The sequence below is a fragment of the Paenibacillus sp. J22P218 genome (genome assembly GCF_056269195.1).
In genome coordinates this window covers 310,480-336,230 of sequence record NZ_JBWDNL010000003.1, presented here as the reverse complement: position 1 = coordinate 336,230, position 25,751 = coordinate 310,480, and the positions used below count along the sequence as shown (strand labels likewise).

At 50.4% G+C, this 25,751-nt stretch carries 17 protein-coding genes; 15 read left to right on the top strand and 2 right to left on the bottom strand.

Annotation, left to right across the window (positions count from 1 at the left end; translation table 11 throughout):
- Positions 1-9 precede the first annotated feature (9 nt).
- The 9 genes from AC0YN0_RS16145 (at position 10) to AC0YN0_RS16105 (ending at position 11,227) form a co-directional block, all read left to right on the top strand.
- A complete protein-coding gene (locus AC0YN0_RS16145) occupies positions 10-438 on the top strand; it encodes a PaaI family thioesterase (protein WP_442048162.1) in 429 nt (142 codons plus the stop codon).
- Positions 439-574: 136 nt separating this feature from the next.
- On the top strand, positions 575-793 hold the full coding sequence (locus tag AC0YN0_RS16140; protein ID WP_442048163.1) for a hypothetical protein: 219 nt from the start codon (positions 575-577) through the stop codon (positions 791-793).
- Between the two features lie 180 nt (positions 794-973).
- Positions 974-1,162, top strand: coding sequence for a hypothetical protein (locus AC0YN0_RS16135; RefSeq protein WP_307206031.1), 189 nt, complete (start codon positions 974-976; stop codon positions 1,160-1,162).
- Positions 1,163-1,536: 374 nt separating this feature from the next.
- Complete coding sequence (gene map, locus AC0YN0_RS16130) at positions 1,537-2,289, top strand: type I methionyl aminopeptidase (RefSeq protein WP_475822167.1); 753 nt, start codon at positions 1,537-1,539, stop codon at positions 2,287-2,289.
- Positions 2,290-3,087: 798 nt separating this feature from the next.
- Entirely contained in the window at positions 3,088-5,172 is a 2,085-nt protein-coding gene (locus AC0YN0_RS16125; protein ID WP_475822166.1) for a hypothetical protein, read from the top strand.
- A 402-nt stretch (positions 5,173-5,574) separates the two neighbouring features.
- Positions 5,575-6,498 carry an ABC transporter permease gene (locus AC0YN0_RS16120; RefSeq protein ID WP_442048166.1) on the top strand — a complete coding sequence of 308 codons (924 nt, stop codon included), beginning with the start codon at positions 5,575-5,577 and terminating at the stop codon, positions 6,496-6,498.
- A 12-nt stretch (positions 6,499-6,510) separates the two neighbouring features.
- The gene (locus AC0YN0_RS16115) at positions 6,511-7,404 is read left to right on the top strand and encodes a carbohydrate ABC transporter permease (protein ID WP_475822165.1); all 894 of its coding nucleotides are present in this window, start codon (positions 6,511-6,513) and stop codon (positions 7,402-7,404) included.
- Between the two features lie 65 nt (positions 7,405-7,469).
- Complete coding sequence (locus tag AC0YN0_RS16110) at positions 7,470-9,068, top strand: extracellular solute-binding protein (protein ID WP_475822164.1); 1,599 nt, start codon at positions 7,470-7,472, stop codon at positions 9,066-9,068.
- 326 nt (positions 9,069-9,394) lie between these two features.
- Entirely contained in the window at positions 9,395-11,227 is a 1,833-nt protein-coding gene (locus AC0YN0_RS16105; RefSeq protein WP_475822163.1) for an AbfB domain-containing protein, read from the top strand.
- Positions 11,228-11,308: 81 nt separating this feature from the next.
- Here AC0YN0_RS16105 and AC0YN0_RS16100 read toward each other — a convergent pair whose 3' ends face one another.
- Positions 11,309-13,552, bottom strand: a complete 2,244-nt coding sequence (locus tag AC0YN0_RS16100) for a helix-turn-helix transcriptional regulator (RefSeq protein ID WP_475822162.1) — start codon at positions 13,550-13,552, stop codon at positions 11,309-11,311.
- Positions 13,553-13,893: 341 nt separating this feature from the next.
- On the opposite strand from AC0YN0_RS16100, the gene AC0YN0_RS16095 reads away from it, so the two are divergent.
- From AC0YN0_RS16095 to AC0YN0_RS16080, 4 genes are all read left to right on the top strand, one after another.
- Positions 13,894-15,021 carry a glycoside hydrolase family 88 protein gene (locus AC0YN0_RS16095; RefSeq protein ID WP_475822161.1) on the top strand — a complete coding sequence of 376 codons (1,128 nt, stop codon included), beginning with the start codon at positions 13,894-13,896 and terminating at the stop codon, positions 15,019-15,021.
- Between the two features lie 33 nt (positions 15,022-15,054).
- Complete coding sequence (locus tag AC0YN0_RS16090; protein ID WP_475822160.1) at positions 15,055-16,941, top strand: DUF2264 domain-containing protein; 1,887 nt, start codon at positions 15,055-15,057, stop codon at positions 16,939-16,941.
- A gap of 15 nt (positions 16,942-16,956) precedes the next feature.
- On the top strand, positions 16,957-19,998 hold the full coding sequence (gene lacZ, locus AC0YN0_RS16085; RefSeq protein WP_475822159.1) for a beta-galactosidase, LacZ type: 3,042 nt from the start codon (positions 16,957-16,959) through the stop codon (positions 19,996-19,998).
- A 159-nt stretch (positions 19,999-20,157) separates the two neighbouring features.
- A complete protein-coding gene (locus tag AC0YN0_RS16080; RefSeq protein ID WP_475822158.1) occupies positions 20,158-21,417 on the top strand; it encodes a molybdopterin-dependent oxidoreductase in 1,260 nt (419 codons plus the stop codon).
- A gap of 254 nt (positions 21,418-21,671) precedes the next feature.
- On the opposite strand, the gene AC0YN0_RS16075 is transcribed toward AC0YN0_RS16080, so the two are convergent.
- Entirely contained in the window at positions 21,672-22,784 is a 1,113-nt protein-coding gene (locus AC0YN0_RS16075; protein WP_475822157.1) for a metallophosphoesterase, read from the bottom strand.
- A gap of 445 nt (positions 22,785-23,229) precedes the next feature.
- Here AC0YN0_RS16075 and AC0YN0_RS16070 point away from each other — a divergent pair, with 445 nt between their 5' ends.
- Together AC0YN0_RS16070 and AC0YN0_RS16065 are read left to right on the top strand one after the other, a co-directional pair.
- Complete coding sequence (locus tag AC0YN0_RS16070) at positions 23,230-23,976, top strand: DUF975 family protein (RefSeq protein ID WP_475822156.1); 747 nt, start codon at positions 23,230-23,232, stop codon at positions 23,974-23,976.
- A gap of 106 nt (positions 23,977-24,082) precedes the next feature.
- Positions 24,083-25,654, top strand: a complete 1,572-nt coding sequence (locus AC0YN0_RS16065) for an ABC-F family ATP-binding cassette domain-containing protein (RefSeq protein WP_475822155.1) — start codon at positions 24,083-24,085, stop codon at positions 25,652-25,654.
- Positions 25,655-25,751: the final 97 nt, after the last annotated feature.

Here is a 25,751-nt window from a genome sequence, read left to right as displayed (position 1 = left end):
GGGAGCGTCATGGATGAGGATTGGTTCGTGCAGCAGGCAGGCGATGCCGGTCTTTTGACGCGGCTGGCCGCGCGTGCGCAGGCTACCTTCTGGGGATTGCTTGGCTGCGAGGTTGTGCAAGCGGACGGCAAAAAAGCGACGATCTGTTTGGATGCGGGTGATCAGCATTTGAACTTGATAGGCATCGTTCATGGCGGCGTGCTGATGTCGTTAATGGACAATGCGATGGGGCTTGTCGTTATGCTGGCTCATGCGAATGAACGAACGGTGACGGCGACGATGAACACGCATTTCCTATCGAGCAGCAAGGGCGGGTTATTGATATGCGAAGCGGAAATGCTGCATCGTACGAAGCGCACACTGACGCTGCAAGGGCAGGTTAAGGATGAAGACGGCAAGCTGCTCGCTTGGGCAAGCGGTGCTTATCGACTCGTATAGGGGCAATGGCGATCATTTGCTTACCATTGTGGCATTCGTTATAATACCTAATATATGGAAGCGTAAACATTTGGGTTTTCGATAATAATTTGGACCGTTTTATCCGATAAATAATATATAGGAGGGAGGCGGGATCATGGTTGAAGGTTGGGTAACGATGCTGGTGCTGGCGTTCGGGCTTGCAGTTGCTATCATTGGCGTTATCGCTTATTTAAGAATGTTTCGTAAAGAAAAGTTCGCTTCGGCTGCCCAATCATCGGCTGAAATCCCACCTCCTGTAAAGATTTCGGCCCGTACGGCGGATACGGAGCTCGCTGCCGAGCCGATATCCGAACAAGCCGATCGCATAGATTAATAATTGTTCACTTTCATAATTGTTCCCAAAATGTTATAATAGTAAGAAAAGTTAAAACATTGTGACTCATTGGCCATGGAGTTACCTGCACCGAGGGGGGTCTTGCGGTGGAATAAGCCGCATGCGTTCTCGTACATTGCTGTTTAGGACGACCATCCATCGTATAAGGGAGGAGATTTCATGGCGAAACATAGCCAGAATGAAGTCAAGGAAAGCCTGAAAGAACTCACGAGAATTTTTCAACCCAAGGACCCGCGGAAATTTGTGAAGGATTACATTCGAAAGTACCGGATCACAGGTGGCTACGAGGATGAATTGACGACATTGGTTGAAGACGAGTTAGGCAGAATGAACTCCTCGGTCAGTTGAGCACACGTATCGAATATATAGCTTTGTCCGTTCCTGCTGGGAACGGGCAAGGCTTTTTTGTTGTTTGTCGTAATTTTTCACCACTCCACCTCCCCCAGTCGCCCAACCGCCTAACCCCACGCTGTAAGGCTATATTTGACCTTACACGCCGAAGTAGCCAGTTACTCCACCGCTGTAAGAGCGCATACGCTCTTACAGCCCCAGGACTCACTCTTCAACTTGCCCCGTTATTTGTCGCATCCTCATAACCTTTGGAGGAAGCGGGAAATGTTCACGAATAGACGTCATGGGGGAGCGTTTCAACGAATATCGTTTACATATACACACGCTTACATGCTTCGTTTCGTTTTTATAAACTTTAAGGAGGCACAGTCATGTCACTGGAGTTGAAGTCCAAGGAGCATATTCGAGGCATTCGGAAAGCGGGGCGCATCGTCGCCGCATGCCACAAGGCGATTGCAGGGCGTATTGCGCCAGGCGTGACGACGCAGGAGATTGATCGGTTCGTTGAAAGGTTTATGCTGGATCGTGGAGCGACACCTGCGCAGAAAGGCTATAAAGGATATCCGTTTGCCACTTGCGCCTCCGTTAATGATGTTGTATGCCATGGTTTTCCCGATAGCGTTCCGCTTGAGGCAGGAGATATTGTGACCATCGATATGGTTGCCGATGTAGACGGATGGAAGGCCGACTCGGCATGGACGTACGTCCTCGGCCGCACGACGGCTGCCGTAGATAAGCTTCTTAAGGCGGCGAAGCTATCGTTGATGGATGGCATTCAGCAAGCCTATCCAGGCAAGCGGCTCGGCGATGTCGGCTACGCCGTTCAGTCCAGAGCGCAGCGCGAGGGCTTTCAGGTTGTTACATCATTCGTCGGACACGGTATCGGCAGACATATCCATGAGTACCCGACCGTCGAGCATCGCGGCGTACCGGGTACAGGTGTGATGCTGGAGGAGGGAATGGTCATTACGATCGAACCGATCTTAACGGCGGGCCGCGATGATGTGTACATTGCGCAAGACGGTTGGACGGCACGCACAAGGGACGGAGCTTGGTCTGCGCAATTCGAGCACACGGTAGCAATCACTAAGGAAGGGCCGGTTATCCTTACACGTTGGGAATAAATATTCAGTCTATCTGTAAATCAAAGCCATGAGGCTTACTGTGGGGTTAGCCAAATCGTCGATAGGAGTAATTTTCAGCCGAGTACCATAAATTTGGTGCTGCGGCTTTTTGTTTTTCAGGTGAGCAAGTAAATGGGAAAGGATAGCGTTAAATAAACGGACAGAGGGGGCGTGTTGAGTTAATATAGAGGATTTTCTGAATCAAATCTATAAAGTAATAGTAGTAAAGACAATTTAGCAGCAGAGGCGGCTCTAGTTATGAGGAAGGGGCGAGTACAATTCGAAAGATCATTTTGATTGTTTCGATAATCTTATCGGTTCCATTGTTGATTTTTGAATGTTTTTTATTAATCTGGATGTTGAGTAGCGATTTTTTTGCATTAGTCGCAACTCCAATATTTTTTATCGTAAGTGTAGTTTTTCATATATGGCTGATTAGAAAACACAAAGAAAGAATGATAATGAAAACGATTTTAATATTTTCTGCGTTTCTATTATCTCCTTTAATTACAGCGATATTAGTGTTAATGTTAGCACGCTTACTTCAAATTGAAATTGTTATTCAATAGTAAGTCTCTTAGGTGGAAGGGGCGAGGTTGATTTGCTACCGAGAAAAGGCGGGTATACCCCGGATAGATAGCCACATGCGAGTGTAACAACTCCATGTGGTTTTTTTTATATCGACATGGTTCCCTAATATCGGCGAAATACCGAAAAAATGAGAAAACATGACTATAATATTATCCATTTGAGATTACGATAACTTGAGTATCACGCCAATCGGAGGCTCAACATAATATGAAAAGAAGATCTAAGTATAATCGCAAGGGTATACTAACGTTCTTGCTAGCAATTGTCGCCACAGCCATTTTTGTCCCAATCGATAAAATTAAAGGGGAAGGCATCATGCTGAAGACAGGGAACTATCTTCATAGCCCTGCTCCGAACGGAGGGAACTCTCCCGACTGGAATGGGTCCGGGGTTATATCCGCGGCGGACGGCGTCTTGTTCGACGGAACCCCGGCTTATGCGGGCTGGATGGGTAGCGCAACCTCGCATTCAACCGTAAATGTAGTTATTGATTTGTTGAAGGACTACCCTTTGAATCAGATTCGCATCGTGTTGAATTCACCCAACAAATATTGGGGATTTAAGGACATTACCGTAAAGTACCGTCCCGAGTCGGCGACCGGGTATTACATTGCAACCAGACACGTAAGAACGGGAACCGACTTGAACTATTCGGTCACCGTCCCGATGTCGAACGTGACGGCCAGGTTCATCGTGCTGAACATTAGGCGTACCCAAGCTTATCAACATATTCCGCTGACGGAAATCGAGATTTATAGAGGTTCGGGCGTTGAGGGGCAAAATCCGAGTCCTGCACTTATTCAGGAAGGATTGCAAGCCGAACTGAAGAAAGAGGCCCTGCTGGCGGACAGGTTCGGTCAATGGATGAATGAAACCTGGCCGGGAAAGGTCGCAACCGAAACACAGTTGCGGACGGAATATGCCAATGAGGCCGCTGCCTTGGCGAATATTTCTCTGGACGCCACGAAATATGATCAATATGGAGGCCTTAAAAGCTTAGGAAAGCAAACAAGCACCGGTTACTTCAGGCTTCAGGCCATCAACGGAAAATGGTGGTTTATTACGCCGGACGGATATCCCTTTATTGTTAAAGGAGTGGATGCAACAAGTTTGTGGGAGGCCGGGTATAAGACGCCGATCCTGAAACCGGACGGCACCCTCAAGCAGATTTTCGAGCAATTGCCCGATCGTACCGCTTACGCACCTGCCTACACCAAAGATGCGGGCGGCGAATACGTCAGTTTCGTCGTCGCCAATGTCATGAAAAAATACGGAAGCGACTTTGAGTCGAAATGGGAGGATATCACGAAGAAGCGTTTGATTCAGTGGGGGTTTAACACGTTCAGCAAGTGGACCAAACCGAAAAACGTGACGTTCCCGTTCATTCAATCGCTGCAGGACCCCTCGAATTTGAGAAGGATCCTATGGACGTACGACGTATTTGATCCGCAGAGCGGACCCATCATCGAGAACGCACTGAAGGCGCAGCTTCAAAATGCGAGAAACAGCAAATGGTTGATCGGCTATACCTACGATAACGAAGCGGGCTGGACTACCGATATCGTAAAAGAGGTTCTGTCCTACTCATCGTCCTCTCCGGCGAAAAGCGCATTCGTTGATTTACTTGCGCAAAGATATAATGGCAGCTTAACCTTGGTAAATCAGAAGCTGGGCACGAACGCTGCATCATTCGACGCTTTAAAGGATATCCCGGTCGATATCGCCAAAGTTCCCGCGGCCGACGTATCGGAATATATCAGGCTGGCGTCCAGAACGTACCATTCCATGATCAAAGACATTATTAAAAAATACGATCCTAACCATCTGTTCCTGGGCACGTCCATCGTTCCAACTTGGCGTACCAGCCTGGATTGGGATCATGCGGCTATGGATTATGTTGACGCCTTTTCCGTTGACAGTTATTCAAGAGACGGAAGCTGGATTTCCAGATACGAAGGTTACGGTAAGCCCCTATTGAATCTGGAGCATACTTTCGGCTCGTCCGAACGCGGACTTTCTTATTTCAGCTTGGCTACGATGACAACAAGCATAAGGGAAAGAGGATTGGCATACCAAGCTTTTACGGAAAGCCAGGCTGTGCATCCATTGTTTGTCGGCTCGGGCTGGTATTCCTACTATGACCAGCCGGTTACCGGGCGTACGGACGGAGAAAGCTATAACGTGGGCCTAGTCAATCAGCAGGATCAGCCGTATACGGAAATGGTCAACATCATGAGGACGACGCATGCCGGATTGGAAAATGTTCACCTTAAGGGGCTAACCTCTCCTTGAGAGGAGAGAACAGGAATTTTCATCATTGAGGTTAGAACTAAGCAATTGATAGATGAAGAAAGCCCTGTGAACATTACGTTCACAGGGCTTTCTTCATGCTGCACAAAAGTGAGTGAACAGCCGTTTTGTATTGCACAAAGCTGCTATTGTGCAGAAATGTCAGATTCGTTCACTGTCCAAAACTGCGAAATGTTCAGCAGTGAAGCGGATTTTCACTATGTAGAACATTGTCGGTCAACTATAGTAGGTCTCAGGGCCAAGGCGTCGACAAGATTCACGGTCAGACGCCACATAAGGCAGACACGCTAGATAAGCACGTAAGGAGAACACGCAGTTGAACACGCAGTTGAACACGCAAGTACAGTCACAAGCTTCAGAACCAGTAGGAGGGAGTAAACAAGCATGTTAAAGAAAAAAGGAGTTTTGCGGGAGCTATACACGAACCGGATATTGTTTCTAATGTTATTGCCGGTGTTATTGTACTTTCTCATCAATAACTATCTACCAATGATCGGGATCTACTATGCGTTCGTACAATTCGACTTCAATACGAGCCTTTTCCAAATGGAATTCGTCGGGCTGAAAAATTTCGAATTTCTATGGAAGTCAGGCAAGCTAACCGAGCTTACGCTCAATACGGTCGGATACAACGTCGCTTTCATCTTATTAGTAAACTTTTTATCAATAACGGTTGCGGTACTGCTTAGCGAGGTCAAAGGGAAATGGTTCAAGAAGATTACGCAATCGGCACTGTTCCTTCCTTACTTCGTATCTTTCGTTATTCTAAGCGTTATCGTATTCAACTTGTTCAACTACGAGCAAGGGGTTATTAACACCGTGCTCCAGCAGTTTGGAGCAGAGCCGGTAGACGTATACAGCAAACCGAAGCTGTGGATTTTCTTGATTATCATGTTCTTCTTATGGAAGAACTTCGGTTATAGCATGGTTATCTACTTAGCTTCCATTACGGGAATTAGCGAAGAATATTATGAAGCCGCGAAGATCGACGGAGCGAACATCTTCCAACGCGCTTGGCATATTACCGTTCCAATGCTGAAGAACACGTTCGCGATTCTGCTGCTGTTCTCGCTAGGAAGCATCATGAAAGGTCAATTCGACCTCTTCTACCAAATGGTCGGCAACAACGGCCTGCTGTTCAGCACAACGGATATTCTGGATACCTATGTATACCGCTCCTTGCGTGTAACGTTCGATATGGGGATGGCGACAGCTGCCGGCGTGTACCAATCGATCTTCGGATTCACGCTCATCATGGTCGTTAACACCATCATCCGTAAAATCAACAAAGATTACGCACTGTTCTAGGAGGGAGCTTATATGAAAATTAGAGAAGATAGCGCCACAAAGTGGTTTCGGTTAATCGCCTATACAGTCGTTCTAGTGGGCAGCATCTTATGTATTCTGCCGTTCATCCTAATTCTGTCGGCATCTCTTTCAAGCAATGCATCTATTCTGCAAAATGGTTACACGATCTTCCCGTCGGAATTCTCGCTCGAGGGCTATAAAGTCATCTTCCAGGTGCCGGACGAGCTGTTCCGCGCTTACGGCGTAACGACCTTCGTAACGATCGTAGGTACGGTGCTTGGCTTGCTGCTTATGACAATGGCGGGTTATGTCCTACAGCGCAAAGATTTCAAGTACCGCAACCTGTTCTCGTTCCTGATCTACTTCACGACATTGTTCGGCGGCGGACTTGTTCCTTATTATATGCTGATCACCAACTACTTGGATTTCGCGAATACGATGTACGCGCTCATTTGGCCGTCGTTAATGACGCCGTTCCTCATCATCCTAATGAGGAGCTTCATCAGCTCCGCCGTACCGGATGAAGTCGTAGAATCGGCCAAGATCGATGGGGCGAACGACTTCTTGATCTATTACCGGATCGTATTGCCGCTCGCCATTCCCGGACTGGCAACTGTAGGCCTGTTTCTAGCGCTTCACTATTGGAACGACTGGTTCTCGTCAGCGATGTACATTAACGACGCAACGAAATACCAGCTCCAATTCTACTTATATAACATCATTAATACTTCCGCCTTCTTGAGCAACATTGGAGCGGGCGCAGGCATCGTATTGTCGGAGGGCGTTCCAACCGAATCGATGAAGATGGGCATGGCCATCGTCGTTACAGGACCGATCCTACTGCTGTATCCATTCATTCAGCGTTATTTTGTCAAAGGCTTAACGATTGGCGCGGTCAAAGGTTAGAACCGTTGTTTGGGCAACCAGATTTCGGCTAACATAGATATTACACATGAAAAGGGAGGATTCACATGTTAGGAAAAACAAAAAAAGCGGCAGGTATTATGCTTTCATCTGTATTGCTCCTATCTACAATGGCCGCTTGCAGCAGCAATGGCGACGGCAACAACAAGAGTAACGACACTGGCAATACAGGAACGAACAATACGGCGGCAACAGACGCACCGGCAGACGGCGGCGAAAAAGCGGGCATCGACACTTCCAAGAAGGTAGAACTGCAGTTCTACATGCTCGGCAACGCACCTAAAGATTTGCCTAAGGTTGAAGCAGAGATTAATAAAATGGCACTTGAAGATTTGAACGCGACGGTTAAATTCAACTTCACGACTTGGACAGACTGGGATCAAAAGTACAAGCTGCTCCTCTCCACGGGCCAAGACGTTGACTTGATCTTCACAGCGGACTGGACGCAATATCAGCAATACGCGAAAAAAGGCGCATTCTTAGATATTGAGCCGTTGCTTCCAACAGCAGCTCCAACGCTTAACTCCTTCGTGCCGAAGGATATGTGGGATGCCGTTCGTATCGATGGCAAAATCTTCACCGTTCCTGCAACGTACAAAGAGTATGTAACGAACGGCTTCGTATGGCGTGAGGATCTGCGCAAGAAATACGATCTGCCGACTCCTGTAGATATGGCTACTTTCGAAGCATACCTGGATGGCATTAAGCAAAATGAGCCTTCGATTCAACCAGTAACGATTGGCGGAGCAATTGATCAAGCTTTGTCCGATGCCTATCTGGATTTCCAACGCAAAATTGTTGGAGCATTGCCTTACGGCGTATTCGCTACGTACCAAAAACCGGGCGAAGTCACTTCGTACTGGGGCTCCCCTGAGCACTTGGAAGATCTGAAACGTTTCAAAAGCTGGGCAGACAAAGGTTACTTCTCCAAAAACGAGCTGAACGAAAAAGAAACGTCCCAAGATAAGCTGAAAAACGGAACGGCTGCCGCTATGCTAGGCGATAACCCGACTCGTTACAACAGCACGCAAGAACAAATGAAGTCGCTTCACCCGGATTGGGAGCTGGGCTACACGCCTTACGGCCGTACGAATGGCTATGCAACGCCGGTTCACCCGATCCACAACGGTTTCGCTATTCCGAAGAGCAGCGACAACGCAGAGCGCGCGCTTGCATTCTACGAGAAGCTTGTAACGGACAAACGTTATAACCTGCTTGCGCAATACGGCTTTGAAGGCGTGAACTACACGGTAGAAGACGGTCACTACAAAATGGTTGGCGACGCGAACACGAACGGCTTCCCTCGTGAAGGCATGCAAGGCTGGGCATGGCGTAATCCAGAATTCATGCTGTTCGAGCCAAGCTATGACGGCGTGAAAAAGATTTTTGACGAGTTGGACGCTATTCAAGTACCAGACATCTACACGGGCTTTGCAGAAGACTACACGGAATATCAAGCAGAGAGATCCGCGCTTGAGCAAGTAGAGAAACAATATCTGTTCCCATTGATGGCTGGACAAGTGGCAGACGTGGAAGCAGGATTGAACACATTCATGGAGAAAGCGAAGCAAGCTGGTCTTGAGAAAATTCAAGAGGGCTACAAAAAGCAATGGCTTGCTTATCTCACTGAAGCAGGTATTCAATAATAGCATTTAACTAAGAATAAGGGCTGTCCCATAAGGTTATTAACCTAGGGGCAGCTCTTGTTCTATATGTGAACAACAGCCGAATAACGCGCCGTTGCACTTTTTTACAATGTACGAGATTTGTTCAACTGGGCAAAATGTGATTAGTTCACGCTTACTCAGATTGTTCACTGTCATTGTTTGTATGATTATGGTAGCAATATAGATGTAACCACATGCTTGCAAGAATAAGGGAAGAAAGGAGTTCCGTTATTCATGTAGACGCTTACAAAGGTCTTCGGTTTTTGATGCTGAGTTAGTAACGAACCAAGAGGAGATGATTTGTTATGAGCAAGATATTCAAATTATTATTGGCTTTCGTTTTTGCAGCTAGTATCTTCAACTTTGGCGCGACTTCCACTGAAGCAGCTGCGCAAACCATTACGAACGGAACACCTTGGAAAGACACGAGCGGCGCTTCGTTGCAAGCGCATGCCGGTTCGATTCTTCAGGTCGGATCTACTTATTATTGGTACGGCGAGGACAAGATCCATAACAGTGCGAATCTTAAGGCAGTGTCGATCTATTCCTCGACCGACCTGAAGAATTGGACGTTCCAAAGCAATGCTCTCACGACGGCATCCGCCCCGGAGCTTGCCAGCTCCAAGATTGAACGTCCTAAAGTCATCTATAACGCTACGACAGGCAAATACGTCCTGTGGGGACATTATGAGAACGGAACGGACTATTCCCTTGCGCGGGTAGCTGTTGCGTCATCCTCCTCGCCGACTGGACCGTTCACTTACCATGGCAGCTTCCAGCCGAACGGCATGCAGTCCAGAGATATGACGATCTTCAAGGATACGGACGGTACGGCGTATCTCATCTCTTCTTCCGACAATAACTACAATCTCAGAATCTACAAGCTGACTGCTGACTACTTGGCCATCGATTCCGAGATGAATATGATTTACGAGGGCGATCATCGGGAAGCGCCGGCAATCGTGAAGAAAGGCTCGGTCTATTATTTGATTACTTCAGGCGCTTCGGGCTGGTATCCGAACCAAGCGAAATATTCGACAGCCACTAGTTTGAACGGACCTTGGTCGGCGCTGCAGCCGATCGGCAACTCATCTGCCTTCTATTCGCAATCCGCCTTCATTCTGACCGTGCAAGGCAGCAGTGCAACTAACTATATCTATGTAGGTGATCGCTGGAACTCAGGCGCTTTGGGCGATTCCAGATATGTATGGCTTCCTTTGACGTTGAGCGGTACGACGGCGTCGATGGATTACTACGAGAAAGTTAGTATAGATGCCGCTACGGGAGCCGTATCCGGCGTATCGAACGGCACGCTCATCTCCCAAGGCAAGACGGCAACGGCTCAGTCCGCTTTAGGGACCAATCCGGCAAGCTACGCGAATGACGGCAATTACCAAACGGAATGGGTCGCGACAAGCGTAACATGGCCGAATTGGTGGCAGGTAGACCTTGGAGCGAACTATACGATCAAAACGGTTGATCTCTCCTGGTGGATGATGAACGGCTCCGAAGGCTTCTACCAATACAAGATCGAGACGAGTCTCGACAATGTGAATTGGACGGTAGCGCTGGATCGTACAAGCAATACGACTTACGGGTTTACTTCGGACTCGCTCTATGCAACGGCGCGGTATGTACGGGTTAATATGGTGAATGCCGATCTGTGGAATAACCCTGGCAACTGGTATACGCCAAGACTTTGGGAAGCCAAGATCTATGGAACTCCAGCGACAACAGCGGTGACGACGAGATGGACGTCGCATAACTTCCCGACGAGATATATCTCCAATGATGCGGGTAACGCAAAAATTGTAGAAAATCCGACGCTTGCGAATTCCGAGTGGATCATGGTTCCCGGCTTGGCAGATCCGTCGGGCGTTTCGTTCCAATTGAAAAGCAATCCTGGCATTTTCTTGAGACACTACAACTACGTGCTCGTTGCACAGACGAACACGGGAGGTGCATTCGCTGCCGATGCTACGTTCTATAAAGTAGCGGGGCTTGCGGACAGCAGTAAGTTTTCGTTCCAATCCTACAACTATCCTACCCGGTATATTAGGCATTCCAGCTATAACCTAAGAATTGATCCCGTCTCGACGGCTACCGAGAAGAGCGACGCTACGTTTAGCCAGCAATAATCGTTAGATGTACAAATGAAATGCGGCAGCCTCGCGGATGTATTCCGACTTGGCTGCCGCATTTTTTGCGGGCACTATCTATTACGATTTCTTCTTAGGGTGAGCATTACGGAATTCGGACGGCGTGACGCCGTATATTTTCTTGAACATGCGATGGAAGTACGAGCTGCTCGTATAGCCGGTCTTCTCGGCGATGTCGGATACGGAGCATTCCGTCGTCGTCAGCAGCTCCTTGGCTTTCTCCATACGGACATGATTAATCATGTCGACGATGGTGGTGAGCGTCTGCTGGCGATAGACGCGGCTGATGTGATAGGAAGACATGTTCAGCTCGTCCGCGACGTAGTTCAAACTAAGGTTCGGATCAGTGAAATGGGTTTCAATAAGATGCGTAATCTTCCGTATGAGATCCTCTTGCTTGCCGCTGCGCTTCTCGACCAGCTTGGATTTCAGTAAGTCGAAAAACGTGAAGTACGCTTCCGTCATCTCTTCCAGTGTTTCGAAGTCATCGATCTTCGGCACGGCGAGCTCCGCGTTAAAGCCTAGCTGCAGCGAGCCGTTTCGCTCGATTTCCTTAAGCATGTTGCCTAGCGCGACGGTCATATGCGTAGCCGCCGAATGGACGACGCGGACCGGATACGGCGCGGTCTCGCCGATGATTTCCGTGAACAGCGATTTGGCCTCGTCGGTCTTGCCTGCGATCAGCGCATCGATCATACGTTTCTCCTTGCCTACCGGGAAGGAGTAATCGACGCCCTCGGAGAATTGAAGCGACTCTGTCTCGATCACCGCGCTTCTGCCTTGGAAGAAGCGGTGGAAGGAGGCTTCTTTGGCTTGCTTATACATGGCATGTAGTTGGTGCGGGTCGTCGGTAATAGGCGTTACTGCAACAGAGATGCCGATATGAATGTACTCGAGGCACGCAGCCTGCACTTCACTGAGCATCGCATGAAGCGGCTCTGATTCCGCTAACGCAGGATCTACGACATTGAGCAGCATAAGGATACTGTCATCCTCTAGCTCGATAGAATCGACGCGGAAGTTCTTGGAGCAAACTTCCGTCGCGATATTCATGATCGCAAATTTGTAAGTGAGCATATCTTTGGAATTATATTTCTTCAATTTCTCGAACTGATCGATGCGCAGATAAATGAGCAGATAAGGCTTTGTGAAATCGAATGAGATATCTGCCCGTCGCAGCTTGTCCAGCTGCACCTGCGGGTCGAACTCTTGAATCTGAACAAGCTTGTGCAGAATGTTCTGGCGTATCGTATAGCTGCTGTTTCTTCGTTCGGACTCGAGATCCGCCATGCGGCTCTCAATCTTGTTAATCGGCACGTACAAGTAGCGGGAGAGCAGCCAGGAAAGGAACAGGCCCGCGAGCAGGACGGAAGAGGCGATAAGCAGCGTTGTAACCCTCACCGACTTCATTTCCTTAACGATCTCTCCGTATGGAGAAATGCGGACGTAGTGCCAGTCGTATTGCGGAGAAGAGGTGCGTGAGATTAACGATTTGACGCCTTCGAACGAGGCGATCGTGTATCCGGTATTCGGCTCCTCTTGCGCTGCTTGTATAAGCTCGAAGTCTTGCTCGCTTAGCTGCAAAGGCTTAAGATCGCCCACGGAACGCACGATATTCCGGTCATCCAATAGCAGCGTGCGTGCAGAGCCGTCAGTCGTTTTTCTCGCCAGCTCGCCAGTGATCCAAGAAGCCGAGATGTTGACGACTACGGCGGAATTCATTTGTTTGTTGGAGCTGATGGCATCGTAGCAGAGATACGTGTATACACCTATATCCTCCGCATTCGATTTGACTGCCTTGATGATCCTTGGAATCGGCGTGAACGGCTTATACTCCTGATAGTGGTCGAGAATGTCCATAATGCCTGCATCATTCACTTCGCCTTGTTCAAGAATACCGCTCTGACCGGTTTGCGCTGATATATAGAAGAGATCCTCAGTCGGATTATATACATATATAGATTGGATATAAGGCATGGTCGCTAAGTAGTTGCTGATATCGATCATGACGGCCTGCTCGTCAAAAGCGCTCGGATTTTGATAATAGAGCACTTTGGCAATCGCGCTGTTCCGATAAATTTGGAAAGCAACCGATTGTGCGCTTTCCGTCGTTTTGGCTACGGCTTGTCCGGTCTCCCTTAGATTACTGAGATCCGACTCATACGCTTTATCCTGAAGGATGCGGGTGAATGAAAAGTAATACACGGACGAGCTGATCAGCAGCACCATTACGATGCTGAGGGTAATACCGAGCAGTAGTCTGACGTATAGTTTGCCGTTTCTTCTGATCCTGTTCAAACGCAATGAATACTCCCCCTTAATCTCTATAATGTTTCATTGCTGCGTGTGTACATTTCTGCTCAATTATAGCTTGTGCACAGTGCATACGGTAGTAGAGCGTTCCCTACTTTATGCATAAATTCCACTTTCGGCAGTGAACAAAGTTGATATATGTGAACAATTCTGTGAAAAGAGCCGCGCTGTGCGGGTGTTTGTCGAATATTGAACGATGCACACAACCGTTCACATGAAAACCGCACCTTTGTTCACTAAGTACAGCATGTTGTTATAGTCCGGTGAAGTTTTCGATTATAAACTGGTTGGAGAGAGGATGCAATAGAAAAAGATTGGAGTGGGTAGAAGCAATGGAAACTCAATTGGATTGGCATGTGGAAGCTTGGTCGCAGATTGCGAAAAAGGTTGCAAGCACCAGCTTGCGGATAGGTGACGGATTTCCTCATGCAAGCGTCGAGGGGATGTACAAACTCGAGCCGGCTTCATGGTGGACGGCAGGCTTCTGGCCAGGTCTGCTTTGGCTCGTGTATCGAGATACCAAAGATGAGCGTCTGCGGCAGCTGGCCGAATCGTGCGAGAATCAGCTGGATCAAGTCATTCTTGACTATGAACGGCTGGATCACGATATCGGTTTCATGTGGACGCTGACAAGCGTGGCGAGGTATAAGCTGCTTGGGGATGAACAGGGCCGGCGGAGAGGCTTGCTTGCTGCTAATCTGCTAAGCGGACGCTTTAACATGCAAGGGAAGTTCATACGTGCCTGGAATCCATGGAAGCCGGGCGATCGCAACGAAGGGTGGGCGATTATCGACTGCATGATGAATCTGCCGCTGCTTCTATGGGCGACGGACATTACGGGAGATCCCAGGTATAAGCATATGGCGCTGGCGCATGCGGATACGGTGCTCCAGCATTTCATCCGGCAGGACGGCTCGGTCAATCATATCGTCGTGTTCGATCCGGAGAGCGGAGAGCGCCAGAGTGTTCATGGAGGACAGGGCTACGCGCCTGATTCCGCTTGGTCGCGAGGGGCGGCGTGGGCGCTATACGGCATGAGTCTGGCTTTTCGTTATACGGGTGAAGAACGCTTCCTGGATGCTGCTAAGCGCGTGGCTCATTTCTTCATCGCGAATCTGCCGGAGGACTATGTGCCGCATTGGGATTTCAGGCTGCCGCCGGAAGTCGTCAAGTACCGCGACTCTTCTGCCGGAGCTTGCGCCGCTTCGGGGCTGCTGCTGCTCGCTAGGCTGGTGCGCAAGGAAGAGAGCTCGCTCTATCATGATGCCGGAGAGCGCATGCTGCATTCGCTGTATACGAATTACGGCGCATGGGACCGCAGCGATGAGGAAGGGTTGATCCTGCACGGCACGAGTCATTATCCGGAAGGCAGAAATATTGATGTGCCGCTTATTTACGGCGACTATTTCTTCGCCGAAGGCATTGCGCAATTGAACGGTCATGAAGAGCTGTTCTGGTAAGAACAAGTAGTTAGGGAGAGGAGAGACAGGATCATGACGAATAATGGGAAGCCATTGCCGATTAAGTCTAATCCACTCGCGACGAGAGAGGATATGCAGGATGCGCTGCGCCAGCTATGCGAGCCGTTGGTTCCTTATTATAGCGAAGGGATGGCGCATCTGAAGCTTGGGGAGACCGGTTCAGGCTGCACGAGCGAAACCGCGGAGATGGAAGGTTTTTCGCGCGTGTTATGGGGACTAGCGCCGCTCGCTGCCGGAGGCGGCGATTCGGAGCTATGGGACATCTATAGGGAAGGAATCCGAAACGGAACGAATCCCGAGCACGAAGAATATTGGGGAACCGTGAATGATTACGATCAGAAGCTGGTAGAGATGGCATCCTTCGGCCTTGCAATGGCATTGGCGCCTGAGCAAGTGTGGCAACCGCTGAGCGACGTGGAGAAGGAGCGGTTCTTCGACTGGATCAACCAAATCAACGAACGTCCGGTATACGACTGCAACTGGCTGTTCTTTCTCGTCATGGTCAATCTCGGCTTTAAGAAGCTTGGGCTTCCGTATGACCGGGAGCAAATGAACGCGAATTTGGATCGGATCGACGAGTTCTATTTGTCGGACGGCTGGTATTCGGACGGCATCGGCGGTCATTGCGACTATTACGGGCCGTTCGCGATTCATTATTACGGCTTGATCTATGCGGAGTGGATGGGGGAGGAAGATCCGAAGCGGGCAGCGCTTTATAAGGAAAGGGCGTCGGCTTTCGCGAAGGACTTCATTTACTGGTTCGCAGGCGACGGCTCCGCGCTGCCTTACGGTCGGAGCTTGACGTATCGGTTCTCGCAGGCGGCCTTCTGGAGCGCGCTCGCTTATGCGGGCGTGGAGGTGTTTCCCTACGGCGTCTTGAAGGGCATTGTGCTGCGGCATTTGCGTTGGTGGTTCGCGCAGCCGATCTTCGAAGCGGACGGCAGACTGTCGATCGGATATGCGTATCCGAATCTCGTCATGGCGGAGAACTACAATGCGCCGGGATCGCCGTATTGGGCGTTCAAGACGTTTCTGCCGCTGGCGCTGCCGGAGCAGCACCCGTTCTGGCAGGCAGAGGAACTGCCGCTGCCGGAACTGGACGAGCGCTCCTTGCAGCCGTCGCCTCATCTAATTATTCAGAGGCAGGAAGCCAGCAATCATATTGTCGCTTTCAATGCAGGACATTCCTCTACGAACGAGCATACGCATACCGCTGCCAAATATGAGAAGTTCGCTTATTCCAATCAATTCGGCTTCAGCGTGCCGCGAGCGGAATGGGGACTTGCGCAAGGCGCATACGATTCGATGCTCGCGCTTAGCGAAGGCGACCGAATCTATCGGGTGAAGCGAAAGGCGGAGCGGTCGACGATCGAGGATGGTGTTATCCATACCGTATGGAAGCCGTGGCTTGATGTCGAGGTGCAGACATGGCTCATCGTCGGCGCGCCATGGCATGTGCGCATTCACCGCATCGCGTCCAGCAGATATCTCGATGTGGCCGACGGCGGGTTCGCGCTCGGCCATGAAGATCGGCAAGGGAAGAGAACGCTGCAACTGGGCAAGGAGCAGGGCGAAGCGCTGGCCGTATCCGCTCTAGGTGCAAGCGGCATCCGACTGCTCTTTGGCAGCGGGCAAGCTGAGCTTGTTCATCCTAACGCGAATACGAATGTGTTGTACGCACGGACGGTCATTCCGACGGTGACGGCCAGCTTGCAGCCGGGCGTCCATTGGATGGCGATCGGCGTATACGGCAATCCCGGAAGCGAGACGGGCGACTGTGCGGAGGAATGGGAGACTGTGCCTCAAGTGGTCTATGAGAACGATAGCTTTAACGTGTATATAGGCGAAGAGAGCATTTATAAACTAACGAATGTTGGCATAGAGAGGATTGAAGCATAAGCAATGGGAGCAGAAATGAAACCAACAAACAGTTGGCTTAGCGACGTAAGCGTATTTCGGGTGAACCGTCTCGATGCCCACTCGGATCATCGTTATTATCGCACGATGGAGGAAGCGGAGGCGGGAGCGCCGATGGCGCTTAGGCATGAGCTGAACGGAAGCTGGAAGTTCAGCTATTCAGGGAGAGCGGAAGCGAGAGAAGCTTTATTTTATGACGTAAATTATGATTATTCGGGTTGGTCGGACATTCAGGTTCCGGGTCATATTCAGCTGCAAGGCTTCGCCTCGCCGCAATACGTCAATACGATGTACCCGTGGGATGGTCTTGATGGCGTGCGTCCTCCCGAGCTTCCGAAGGAGAACCCTGTCGGCAGCTATGTGAAAACGTTCGAGCTGCCTGCTAATATGGCTGGCCAGCCTGTATATATTTCGTTCCAGGGCGTCGAATCGGCCTTCTACGTTTGGTTAAACGGCGAGTTCGTCGGTTATGCGGAAGACAGCTTCACGCCGTCGGAGTTCGAACTGACGCCATATGTGCGCGAAGGAGAAAACAAGCTTGCCGTAGAGGTGTATCAGCGGAGCACGGGAAGCTGGCTGGAGGATCAGGATTTCTGGCGGTTCTCCGGTATTTTCCGCGATGTGTACCTGTATACGATTCCTGAACTGCATGTGCAGGATGTGCGCGTTCGGGCGGAGCTAGACGATTCCTACTCGCAGGGCGCGTTAACCGTGGATTTGCAGTTGATGGACAAGATCCATCCGGCTGCTCAGGCGCGAGTGGAGCTGAAGGATGCAAAGGGTCTTGTTGTGGCTGCAGTAACGGGACAATTCGGGAACGGTTCGCTGACATTGACCGCTGCTGCGGGTAAGGTTCAGCTATGGAGCGCGGAGAAGCCTTATTTATATCGGGTCTGTATTTCGGTATGGAATGCCGAAGGAGAATTGGTAGAGGCGATTGTGCAGAAGGCCGGCTTCCGCAGGTTCGAGATGATTAATCGGTTAATGTGCTTAAACGGTGAGCGGATCGTATTTAAGGGCGTTAACCGCCATGAGTTCAATTGCCGCAGCGGCAGAGTCGTGACGAAGGAGGATATGCTATGGGATATTGCGACGCTCAAGCGCAACAACATTAACTCGGTGCGTACATCCCACTATCCAAACCAGACGTTATGGTACGAGCTGTGCGACGAATACGGCGTGTACGTCATCGATGAGATGAACCTGGAATCGCATGGCTCTTGGCAGAAGATGGGGGCAGTCGAGCCCTCATGGAATGTGCCGGGCGATAAGCCCGAATGGCAGCCCATCGTTATGGACCGCGCGATATCGATGCTGGAGAGGGACAAAAACCATCCGTCCATTCTTATCTGGTCATGCGGCAACGAATCATATGCGGGTGAAGTTATCCTGAACGTATCGAACTATTTCCGCGAGAAGGATCCAAGCCGATTGGTGCATTACGAGGGCGTGTTCCACAATCGGGCGTACGACGACACGAGCGACATGGAAAGCCGCATGTACGCAAAGCCGGCGCAAATCGAAGCTTATTTGCAGAGCGATCCGGCTAAGCCTTACATTAGCTGCGAGTATATGCACGCAATGGGCAACTCCGTTGGCGGACTGAACAAATATACGGAGCTGGAAAGTAAATACCCGATGTATCAGGGTGGCTTTATCTGGGACTATATCGATCAGTCGCTAGTGAAGAGTAATCGGTACGGTCAGGAGTACTTGGCGTACGGCGGAGACTACGATGACCGTCCAACCGACTATAGCTTCTGCGGCAACGGAATCGTGTTCGCCGATCGGAAGGAAACGCCGAAGATGCAGGAGGTTAAGTTCCTGTATCAAAATATAAAGCTGGAAGTGTCGCGCGACTCGGTTGCCGTTAAGAACGAGAATCTGTTCGAGAGTACGGAGGGATTGAGCCTCCAATACCGCTTGTATCGGGAAGGTACGGAAGTGTTTGCCGGTGAAAGCGATATCCTTGTAGCGGCGCAGCATACGGATGTCATTCCTTTCATATTGCCGGAAGGAGTCGATAGCGTGGCAGGCGAATACTGCTTGCACGTTTCGTTAGTATTGAAAGAGAACGAGCTGTGGGCAGAAGCGGGGCATGAAGTCGCGTTTGGACAACGCATTTATATGGTAGAGCCGCAAGCTGTCGTTGCAGGGCAGGCGTCCGGGGAACTGACGGTTATCGAGGGAGACGTTAATATCGGCGTAACCGGGGAAGGCTTCGCTATGTTGTTCTCGAAGCAAGCGGGCTCGATCGTATCGTTGCGGTATGGCGACGGAGGCGAGATGATCGCCGCCCCGCCAATGCCGTTGTTCTGGCGGGCGACGACGGATAACGACAAGGGCTACAACCAAGGATTCCAAGCGGGGGCTTGGTATGCGGCAAGCCTGGCTCGCCGTTGCGAGAGCGTCGAGCTAACCGAAGAGGCCGGATCGGCAACAGTTGCTTATGAGTACTCGTTCAGTGTTAGCCCGGATGTGCGGGTGAACGTAGCTTACACCGTATTCGCAGACGGACGTCTTCGTGTTCGCTCGCGGTACAGCGGAGCCGAAGGCTTGCCGAACTTGCCGATTTTCGCGTTAACGTTCAAGATCCCGGCTGATTATGATCGTTCGCAGTGGTATGCGATGGGGCCGGAAGAAAACTATGTCGACCGAGCTTTCGGTGCGCGTCTCGGCGTATTCGAGCGATTTGTTGCCGAGCTGCCATCCAGCTACCTCGTGCCTCAGGAATCGGGCAATCGGACGGGTGTGAGAAGATTATCGATTACCGATGCTTCCGGAGCGGGCCTGAAGATGAGCGCCGATCCGCAAGCCCCTGTGGAATGCACGCTGTCGCCATACACCGCCTTCGAACTGGAGAATGCAGCCCATGCATGGGAGCTGCCGAATGTCCATTATACGGTCGTGACCATTGCTGGCAAGCAAATGGGCGTCGGCGGCGATGACAGCTGGGGAGCGCCTGTGCATGATGAATACTTGATTCCGGCAGATAAGGAAATAGCGTTCGAGTTTACTTTGAGCGCTGCCGGAAAGTAATTGCCTTACTCGGCGTGAAGGATCTCATTCACCACCTAATCGTGGCGGACGAGGTCCTTTCGTTTCGTAATCCGTCATGTTATAGCATATCGAATATGTTCTATCGAGGCGCTATAATAGAAGAAGGATATAAATCGGAAATGAGGGAGCGGCAGCCGTATGGGAAAAATGCTTGCAAGCCTGCGCAAAGGATTTGGCAAAAAGCTCGTGTCGCTGCATACGTGGAACGGATGGATCGTCGTCCTATTGGCGCTTACGGGGCTCATTCTAGTGGGCGGCTTCTGGCGCGGCATTCTCGGCGAAGGACGCGTATGGATCAAGTGGCTGCATATCGTTGTCGGTATCGCCTCGATTCTGCCGGTAATCTATTATTTGCTGCTTGCGGGTAAGCACTGGAAGCAGCTTAAGGATAAGCCTGCCCAGCGGGCAAATGTAATCGTTGTGCTGGTTCTGCTGCTGGGCTGGTTTTTTTCTGGTGTACTGCTATGGCAGTTCCGGGCAGTCGGGCCGCGCGTCTCTAATGTCGCGTTGGTCGTGCATGATCTGCTTACGTGGGTCGGACTGCCGTATATCATTTATCACTCGCTCACTCGGGTGCGATGGCTCAAGGAGCCGAACCGCCGGACAATTAAGCGAGGCGACGAGAAGGAGGCGGCTGCGGCTGCAGGAGCACTGCATCCCGCAGCGCCCCAGCCGATGTATACGCGCCGCTCCTTCATACGCGGCGCAATCGGCGCGGGGCTTGCGGTCACGATCGGGCCTTCCTTCCTGAAGTGGGTCGGCGATTCGCTTGGCAACTTCGGCGTAGGCGGCAGCGAGTCGCTTGAGAAGCTGATCGAGAACGATGGCAACAGCCTCGTTCCCGCGCCGCAGCCGCTTCCGGCGTCGTCGCCTCCGCTCGGCGGAGGAGCGCAAGGCCAATTCCGCGTGTACACCGTCACGCCGATTCCGACTTTCACGAACGAGAACTGGTCGTTCACGATAGACGGACTCGTTGACCGCAGTTTCAAGTGGGACTGGAAGCAGTTCGTCGCGCTGAAGCGCGAGGTGCAGGTGAGCGATTTCCACTGCGTAACAGGTTGGTCGGTGTATAAGAATACGTGGGAAGGCATCAAGCTGAAGGATCTGCTGAAGCAGGCAGGAGTGAAAGCATCCGCCCGTACCGTGAAGTTCTATTCCGGCGACGGCGTATACACGGATACATTGACGCTTGAACAAGCGGATTTGGACGATGTGCTCGTCGCCGTTATGCATGATGGCAAGCCAATCCCAAGCGATCTTGGCGGTCCCGTAAGGCTGATCGTGCCGAAGATGTACGCCTACAAGTCGGTCAAGTGGCTGAACCGGATCGAGTTGATCGACGGCGAGCATGTCGGATATTGGGAGCAGCGCGGTTATTCCAACGATGCTTGGGTGTAGTGTAGTTCAGGATGCCCCTTCTTCGGGCCTCTCCTGGTGATATGACGTTTTGCCTGTATTTCATACAGTCTATTCGGCCTCAATCACCTGTTAAGCGACTTTTGAGTGGAAAACATACAGTCAAAACGGGCATTTGAGCCCTCAGCAGGGTTCCTCCGTCCGTTTGATTGTACAAAATCCAATCAAACTCGGATATCGTATCGTTTCCAGCCATTTGACTGCACAAAATCCACTCAAAAGTCCAGGACTAGGCGTTAACTTTCCGAATTGGAGAAACGGACATGAATGGACACGATTTCCGCCCGGGAGCCGATGCGGATCGGAGGGCCCCAGAAGCCGTAACCGGATGATACGATGGAATGCAGCGATCCTTTCTGCAAGTACCCCCAATCGTTCTCAAACAATCTGTCGGTTATTAAATTGCCGGGCGCGATTTGTCCATGATGGGTATGGCCGGATAACATCAAATCGATGCCTTGCTCCTCCGCGATACCCAGCTCGACCGGTTGATGCTCCAGCATAATGACCGGCCCGGAGCGGTCGATGTCTTCCATTAAACGATCAAGCTCCGCTCTCTCCGTATCGCTGTAATCCTTCCGTCCGACCAGCGTGAGCCAGTCTCCAACCTGGGTCGTCTCGTCATAAAGCACCTGGATGCCGCTTTCCTCTATAAGTGCGACTAGCTCCTCCGTCTCGCCTTTGAACCGGTCATGATTGCCCAAAGAAGCGAATACGCCGAGAGGCGCCTCGAGCTCCGATAAAATATCGCCAATGCCATTTTCTTTATAAGGTAAAATATCGTCATCCACAATATCGCCGGGTAACAAAACGATGTCCGGTTTCAACGCGTTAATTTCCTCAACCATCCGCTGCGCATGGCCTTTCCCCGACAAATAGCCAAAATGCATATCGGACGCCATCACAATATGAAGCTCGCCATTGGCCGGACCCTCTTTGGCGATATGTATGTCATAGGATCTTACTGTCGGACTAAAGGCATTAAAGCTTCCATAACCGAGCAGAGTCACCAACAGGAGCAAAGTGACGATTCCCGACCACTTCTGGATGGCATGGCGCGGCAGCCGTGTCAGCTTCGTTAACCAGACCGTAAGGTGAACGAGCGGGAGCAGCATGATCAATAAACTGAATAGGGCCAGCCAGTAGCTGCCGATGACGCTGAGGATGGTCGACCCCGCGATAATTCTGGAGAGAAAGAGAGAGCTTGCCAGAAAGACGAGCGCAATGATATAGAAGAGCCGGAATCTGCGCGATACCGCCGGCTTTATCCACGTCCAACCGCTCCAACCGATATAGAATACGATGAGGGCGTACAAAACGATAAACACAAGCCCGATGATGATAAACATAGTGGTCCTCCTTAATAATGTTGCCTTCTATTATACATCTGATTGACCGATCAGTGGTCAGAAGACCTTGCAGCCGCAAAATAGACGAATGAATCAGGTACAAACGACGTGCCATGACCTATCCCCCGAAAATACACTGTTAGCCGGATAGTTATATATCCAACGCAATGGTAGGAGGGAATAGGGCTGGCTACAGCTGCAGGAGACGCAGGGGGAGCGATAAATACCCGGGCTGTTACAGCTACGATTATTAATACGAATGGTACTATTTAATTTTCAAATCCGATGATCGTCATTTAGGCCGGATGCCTCTTTAGCGGGGAGACTTACGGCCTTTTTACGATTCATGCTGCCGTTATATGCATATTTCAAGGCTTGTCATACTATATTTAACATGGTACATATTGTAAGGTGTGAAATAAGGGATGAAGGGAGATGTTCAGCGATGTGGGAACGGAAAGAGCTGAAGCAGAGAGCCAAAGAGGTGCTGCGCACATCGTATTGGAAGGCGTTTCTCGTAAGTATTATTCTTGCATTTGTCACTGGAGGCGGAGGCAGTCCGTCAACCTTTAATCTCAACCTTGGATCATCCCCTTCCTCCGGCATGGATGTAGACTGGGAGGTTATCGGTCCTTTCATTGCGATCGCGATCATCATCTTTATTATTGTTTTTGTATTCGCTTTAGCGTTTCGTATTTTTCTCTGTTTTCCCCTTGAGGTCGGCTCGATGCGATACTTCAAGCAAGCTGCGGAACATGAGGTGAATCTCAACCATATTGGCTACGCGTTCAACAAACACAGGTATTGGGATGTCGTGAAAGCGATGCTGTGGAGAACGTTTCTGAACTTCCTATGGTTTCTGCTCCTTATTATCCCGGGGATCGTGAAATCGTACGCCTACAGCATGGTGCCTTACATTTTGGCGGACAACCCGAACATTGGGTATCATCGCGCAGTGGAATTAAGCAAGGAAATGACACGGGGACATAAATTCCGTATCTTCGTGCTTGATCTAAGCTTTATTGGTTGGATTCTTCTCGGTATAGTCGTATTATTCGTTGGTGTTCTATTCGTAATGCCGTATATATACGCCACAAAGGCGGAGCTATATCTGGCCTTGCGTCAACAGGCGCTGAAGAACGGACTAACATCGGAAGAAGAGCTGCGGCTGAATCAGACGCCGGTATTCTAAAAAGGGAGCAGCAGGACTTGACGTCTGCTGCTCTGTTTTTTTAAACCCGAAATAGGCAGTAGTGGTATAATCACCTTAGACTGACGGAGTTAGAAGGGTGATCGTGATGAGTGTAATTCGTTTGGAGAATGTAACAAAGAAGTATGAAGACTCCTTGATTATTCGAGATATTTATTTTCGCTTGAGCCAAGGGGATCGCATCGGGCTGATCGGACGCAACGGTGCCGGCAAGTCGACGGTGTTCAAGCTGATCATGGGCAAAGAAGAGCCGACGTCTGGCAAAGTGGATATAGATCCGAAGGTGAAGATCGGTTACTTCTCTCAATTCTCAGAAATGACCGGCAGTCTGTCGGTTCAACAAGAGCTGGAGCTGTGCTTCGAGCAAGTAGCAATAATCGAACGAGAGCTGCAGGAAGTGGGGGAGAAGCTGGGACTGGTGACCGATGATGGCGAGATGGAACGGCTGCTCGCGAGACAAGCGGAGCTTTTTGAACAAATGGACCATTTGGATGGCTGGAATGTTTCCGTCGAGATTAACACGGTACTTACGAAGCTGGGGTTCAACGATAGATCCCGCAATCAGCCTATCGATGAATTGTCGGGAGGCTGGAGAAACCGCGCGGCTCTAGCCAAGATGTTAATCGAACTTCCTGATGTCGTCTTGCTTGACGAGCCAACGAACTACCTGGATATCGAAGGGATAACGTGGTTGGAGCAATGGCTGTATCGGTTCAATGGAGCTATGATTCTGGTGTCGCATGACAGGCAGTTCATAGATAAAGTCGTTACGCGCACGATCGAGATCGAGAACTATCATTTTCAAGAATACGAAGGCAATTATACCGATTACGTCCGTAAAAAGAAGATGCGCAAAAAAGAGCTGGATCGCCAGTTCGAGTGGGAGGAAGAGCTTCTGCTCATGGAGTCCGAAGCGATTGACAACCGTGCGAGCAAGAAGACGTCGAAGGACCGGCTTTCCCGTCAACTGGCTGACAACAAGAAGCGGATCGAGCCGCATCCCGTGAACGTGCTGATTACCGATATTTACGAAAAGCTGCGTTTTCCGGATAAGTTATGCGAGGTGAAGAGCATCGGACAGACCTATGACGGTCGGACGATCTTCGAGAACGTCAGCTTCGATATCCAGAAGGAAGACCGCTTAGTCATCGTAGGGCCTAACGGAAGCGGGAAATCGACGCTCATTAAGGTGCTTACCGGGCAGGAAAAACCGGAGTCCGGCGAGGTGACCTGGGAGAAGGGTGTCGGCTACGCCTATTTCAACCGGATGTGGGACGAGCTCGATCCGAAGGATACCGTTAGCCATGCGGTCAATACGTACGGTTTGGGACTGGATGCGCCTCGCAAAAAGGTGAATAAGTTCTTATCCATGCTGCAATTCTCGGAGATGGATCTAAGCAAAACGATCGGCAATCTTTCCGGCGGACAGAAGGCAAGGGTTGCCCTTGCTAAATGTCTTCTCTCCGGCGCCGCAGTCATAGTATTGGATGAGCCGACCAACCACTTGGATCTAACGAGCATTCAGGTGATGGAACAGGCGTTGATCCATTTTCCCGGCGCCGTCATTACGGTTAGCCATGACCGGTTCTTCATCGACAAAATCGGGACGAAGATGCTGAGCTTCGACCCTGTGTTAGGTATATCAGAACAAAATCTGTAGGGACGCAGATACAGCTCCATCATTCTACACCTTTCGAGAAAAAAGTATTATAAAATAGGTGATAAATAAAGGAAGAGTATGATTCGATCTTCCAGGT